The 3,985-nt window shown below is 59.5% G+C and carries 4 protein-coding genes, 1 tRNA gene and 2 pseudogenes; 5 read left to right on the top strand and 2 right to left on the bottom strand.

Annotated features, from left to right (window positions below):
• The 5 genes and pseudogenes from WEA77_RS07250 to tnpB all read left to right on the top strand — a co-directional run.
• A pseudogene (locus WEA77_RS07250) lies at positions 1 to 490 on the top strand (hypothetical protein); the annotation flags it as partial.
• Positions 491 to 590: 100 nt separating this feature from the next.
• The gene (locus WEA77_RS07245; protein ID WP_368067200.1) at positions 591 to 1,418 is read left to right on the top strand and encodes a phosphatase PAP2 family protein; all 828 of its coding nucleotides are present in this window, start codon (positions 591 to 593) and stop codon (positions 1,416 to 1,418) included.
• Between the two features lie 123 nt (positions 1,419 to 1,541).
• Positions 1,542 to 1,694, top strand: a complete 153-nt coding sequence (locus WEA77_RS07240; RefSeq protein ID WP_368067197.1) for a transposase — start codon at positions 1,542 to 1,544, stop codon at positions 1,692 to 1,694.
• Between the two features lie 269 nt (positions 1,695 to 1,963).
• Positions 1,964 to 2,104, top strand: coding sequence for a hypothetical protein (locus tag WEA77_RS07235; RefSeq protein WP_368067195.1), 141 nt, complete (start codon positions 1,964 to 1,966; stop codon positions 2,102 to 2,104).
• Positions 2,101 to 2,304, top strand: a pseudogene (tnpB, locus tag WEA77_RS07230) (IS66 family insertion sequence element accessory protein TnpB); the annotation flags it as partial. The gene WEA77_RS07235 and the pseudogene tnpB, both read left to right, overlap by 4 nt.
• A 307-nt stretch (positions 2,305 to 2,611) precedes the next feature.
• Here tnpB and WEA77_RS07225 read toward each other — a convergent pair.
• Together WEA77_RS07225 and WEA77_RS07220 are read right to left on the bottom strand one after the other, a co-directional pair.
• Positions 2,612 to 2,688: transfer RNA gene (locus tag WEA77_RS07225), tRNA-Arg, on the bottom strand.
• A 51-nt stretch (positions 2,689 to 2,739) separates the two neighbouring features.
• Positions 2,740 to 3,981 carry a cystathionine gamma-synthase family protein gene (locus WEA77_RS07220; RefSeq protein WP_368067199.1) on the bottom strand — a complete coding sequence of 414 codons (1,242 nt, stop codon included), beginning with the start codon at positions 3,979 to 3,981 and terminating at the stop codon, positions 2,740 to 2,742.
• Positions 3,982 to 3,985 lie beyond the last annotated feature (4 nt).

Genomic DNA, 3,985 nt, shown 5'->3' with positions numbered 1-3,985 from the left:
ACGCGGCCTTGAGCTTGATGCAACCGTCCTCGCTAGCGAAGGACTGGAGTTCAATTTCGGCTACGCCTTAACTGATCGCGACGCTCCGGATCAGTTCAATCCGTTTACCAACGGATTCGTAGAGACCAATCCCGGCTTTTCGCCAAAACATGCTGCATCACTGACGGCTAGCTACGAGTTCAAGCCGTTCAGTTTCGGTCGCCTGCGCGCTTTTGCCGATGCGAACTATTCCGGCGGCAATTATACGTCATCTCTAACCTACCAGCACCCGTCCTACACCCTGCTCAATGCCCGGCTCAGCCTCGGTGATCTGAAACTTCCGGGCGGCGCAGGCGGAGATGTTGAAGTTGCGCTGTGGGGCCGAAACCTCGCAGACAAAGAATACATCGTTTACGCTGCGGAGCTCGACACTCCAGGCCTCGTGAATACCCTGGATGTCTGGTACGGTGATCCGCGCATGTATGGGATAGAGCTGACATATCGTTACTGAATCAGGCTCTGTCAGAGCCGCGGACAGGCCCAGGTTGTCATTGACTTGTCCTGTCCGCGGTCTCTCCGGAATTAAGACCGAAGAGAGCAGTGTGTTGAAAATGAAATCAGGTATTTTCGCTGTCGCCGCGATCGGGCTGTTTGTGACCGCTTGCCAATTGCCTTCGCAGGGCGGTCCAGAACCTAAAGAAGAGGATATCGCTCCGCCTACGGACCCTGTTCTGATCGGGGAATTACGGCAAGGATCGGGATATCTCGCGGGGTATCTGGCCCCCAGCGATTTGCCGGACAGCCTGGCGCTGCTCCCTCCGCCGCCGCAAGAAGGGACGAAATCGGTGCAGGCCGATCTCGAAGCGCATGAAGCCGGTCAGCTTCTCCGTGAAACGGCTCGATGGCGCATAGCGCAACAGGACAACGAGCTACATTTTCCTGAAGCGGGACGCTCCTTTTCATGTGTGCTCGGCATTGAGATATCACAAGAGAGCACACCCCATCTTGTTACCCTGATGCGGCGTACGCTCGCCGATGCTGGTCGCTCCACTTACAAAGCCAAGGAAGCCTATACGAGGGTGCGTCCCTTCGTGACCTTGGGAGACGAAAGTTGTGTTCCTGAAGCGCAAGCCATGCTGTCCAGTGACGGGTCATACCCATCGGGACATGCGGCGGTGGGATGGGCGTGGGGGCTCTTGCTGACGGGCCTCGCACCTGAAAAGGCCGATGATTTGCTTCAGCGCGGTTATGCGTTTGCTGAAAGCCGGCGGATTTGCGGAGTTCATTGGCAAAGCGATGTTGATGCCGGCCGCTTGATGGGGGCGGCGACATACGCCCGGCTGCAGTCAGATCCGGTTTTCATGGCTCAATCCGTCCTGGCGAAGGAGGAAATAGACCGCGCGAGCCGATCCACGGATACTCCCATTCTGTGCGATTAGGGGTGCGCATACGCCGAGCACCGCCTTGCGCGCATCGCCGGCGTGGTGATGATCGGCGGATAAGGACTGGTCTTGAGACATGGACCGAGACTATCCGCAGATCGACCGTGATACATAGATCTTATGCTTGGTTTGCAGCGCCGGCGCTGGTCACGCAGTGAGAAGCTGGCAGCGGTGGCGGGGACGTTTTCGCCGGGGATGAAGGTGACGGCGGTCGCCTGCGAGCTTGGCATCAGCGTATGCGTCCGGCCTGACCGACCTTGCGGCCTGGCGTGATCCATTGATGCTGGTGCGTTCGACAGAGGGCGATGGTGTCCACTATCGATAGTGGGCACCAGGGTGGTTTCATAGATGGCCGGCAAGCGGACACGTCGTTTCTGGCACGACGCGGAGAAGCTGAAGATCGTAGCGCAGACCAGGGTGGCGGGCGTGTCGGTGGCTCAGGTCGCGCGGCGCTATGACATGAACGCCAACATGTCTTCAAGTGGCTGCGGGATCCTGGCGCCAGTTTCCTGCCGGTAATGATCGCAGCCGATCCCCTCGCAATGAACGCCTCTCGCCCGCCGGATTCAGTGCCCGCAGCGTTGAGCGTCGAGATCACGACACCCGGCGGATGCAAGGTGCGCGTCGAAGGCGGGCTCGATGTCGCCCGCCTCTGCGCGTTCGTTCGGGGACTGGAGGCATGATCCCGGTTCCGGCATCAATGAAGATCTCGCTGGCGGCCGGCGTGACTGACCATCGCAAGGGATTCGACGGCCTTTCCGGGCTCGCCGGGAAGGTGCTCGAGGAGGATCCGTTTTACGGGCACCTGTTCGTGTTCCGCGGCCGGCGCGGTGACCTGATCAAGATCATCTGGTGGGACGCGCAGGGGCCCAGTGTTTTTTCAAACGATCTGCATTCATACGACACCTCTTTACTCTACAGCTGACAATGTTGGCGGCTGAGTTCAGGACAAGCCAGAAACGCGCACCTACTCTGCCGATCGCTTAGACCCGGATGCACCGGTTTCCTGCCTTCCGCTGAGCTCTGTGGAGAGCCTTCGCGGGAAGCCATCCTGCGAACGACGAGCCTGGTCGGCAACCATTCTAAAAATCCAAACCCGATGAAACCAGATCAAAACCGTTCGTTGCGGCCGCTAAGCTGGGGCACGGAGGTTTTTAGGATTTTTGAGAAAACTGTAAGTCCTTGTTTTATGGTGATCCCGATGCGATTCGAACGCACGACCTACAGATTAGGAATCTGTCGCTCTATCCTGCTGAGCTACGGGATCGCCGGGTTCTCCTATAGGGGAAAACCCGGGGGATTTGAAGACCGCCCTGTCTCAAGCGTGCGCGAGCGCCTGTCCAAGGTCGGCAACCAGGTCTTCCGGCGCCTCGATGCCCACGGAGAAACGCACGAGTCCGTCGGTAAAGCCGATGCGGGCGCGCACGTCTGCAGGGACGGCAGAATGCGTGGTTGAGCCCGGGTGGCACATCAGGCTTTCGGTGCCGCCGAGGCTGACCGCGAGCTTGATCAAGCGAAGGTTGTCCAGCAGCTTGAATGCCGCTTCCTTGCCGCCCTTGACGTCGAACGAGAAGGTAGCCCCTGCCCCGAGGCATTGCTCGTCGAAGACCTTGCGTTGCGGATCGTCCGCTTTCAGGAACTCCGGGTACATCACCTTGGTGATCTTCGGGTGCGTGTTAAGATATTCTGCGCACACTTTCGCATTGCGGAAAGCGCGCTCCATGCGCAGCTGGAGCGTTTCCAGCGAGCGCGTGAGTAGCCAGCAGGAATGCGCGTCCAGCATCGTGCCGAGATAGTTGCGCATACGGCGGATCTTCGTCATCATCGCCTCATTGCCAACGATGCCGCCGGCGATAAGGTCCGAATGGCCGCCGACATATTTCGTCAGCGAGTAGAGCGCGAGGTCTGCGCCGTGTTTGAGTGGCTGGTGTCCGATCGGCCCCATCATCGTGTTGTCGCACATCAGGATGGGACGGCGGCCGGTCTCCTTCTCCAGCCCGTCGCAGACGCGGGCGCAGGCAGCGATATCGACAAGGGCATTGGTCGGGTTTGCAGGAGACTCGGTAAAGATCACCGAGATGGGGCCGAATTCCTTCACCGTTGACCGAGCCGCCGCGAGGATCTGGTCTTCAGTCGACCAGGCGTCGAACTCAGCAGAGCGCACGCCCCAGCCCGGCAGGAAAGTGCGGATGAACACTTCCGAGGCCCCATACAGCGGGCTCGAATGCAGCACGGCGGTGCCCGGCTCGGCGCAGGCAAACAGCGCCGTGGTAATCGCCGACATGCCAGAAGAGAAAGCCAGCGCTGCTTCGCCGTCATCATACAGCGTCAACCGGTCTTCCAGAACTTCCATGTTGGGATTGTTGAAGCGCGTATAGATCAGGTCGGCATCTTCAGTGTCGCCCTCCTCGTGGCGGCCCGCAAGGCGGCGGAACAAGGCCTCGCCGTCTCGCGCCGATTTGAAGGCGAACGTGGAGGTCATGAAGATCGGTGGCTTGATCGAGCCTTCCGACATGAAGGGATCATAGCCGAAGCCCATCATCAGGGACTCAGGGCTCAGCGTG

The organism is Hyphomonas sp., assembly GCF_040882205.1.
Classification (GTDB): Bacteria; Pseudomonadota; Alphaproteobacteria; order Caulobacterales; family Hyphomonadaceae; genus Hyphomonas.
Note: the sequence above shows the minus strand (reverse complement) of the source record. Positions and strands in the feature narration are given on the sequence as shown.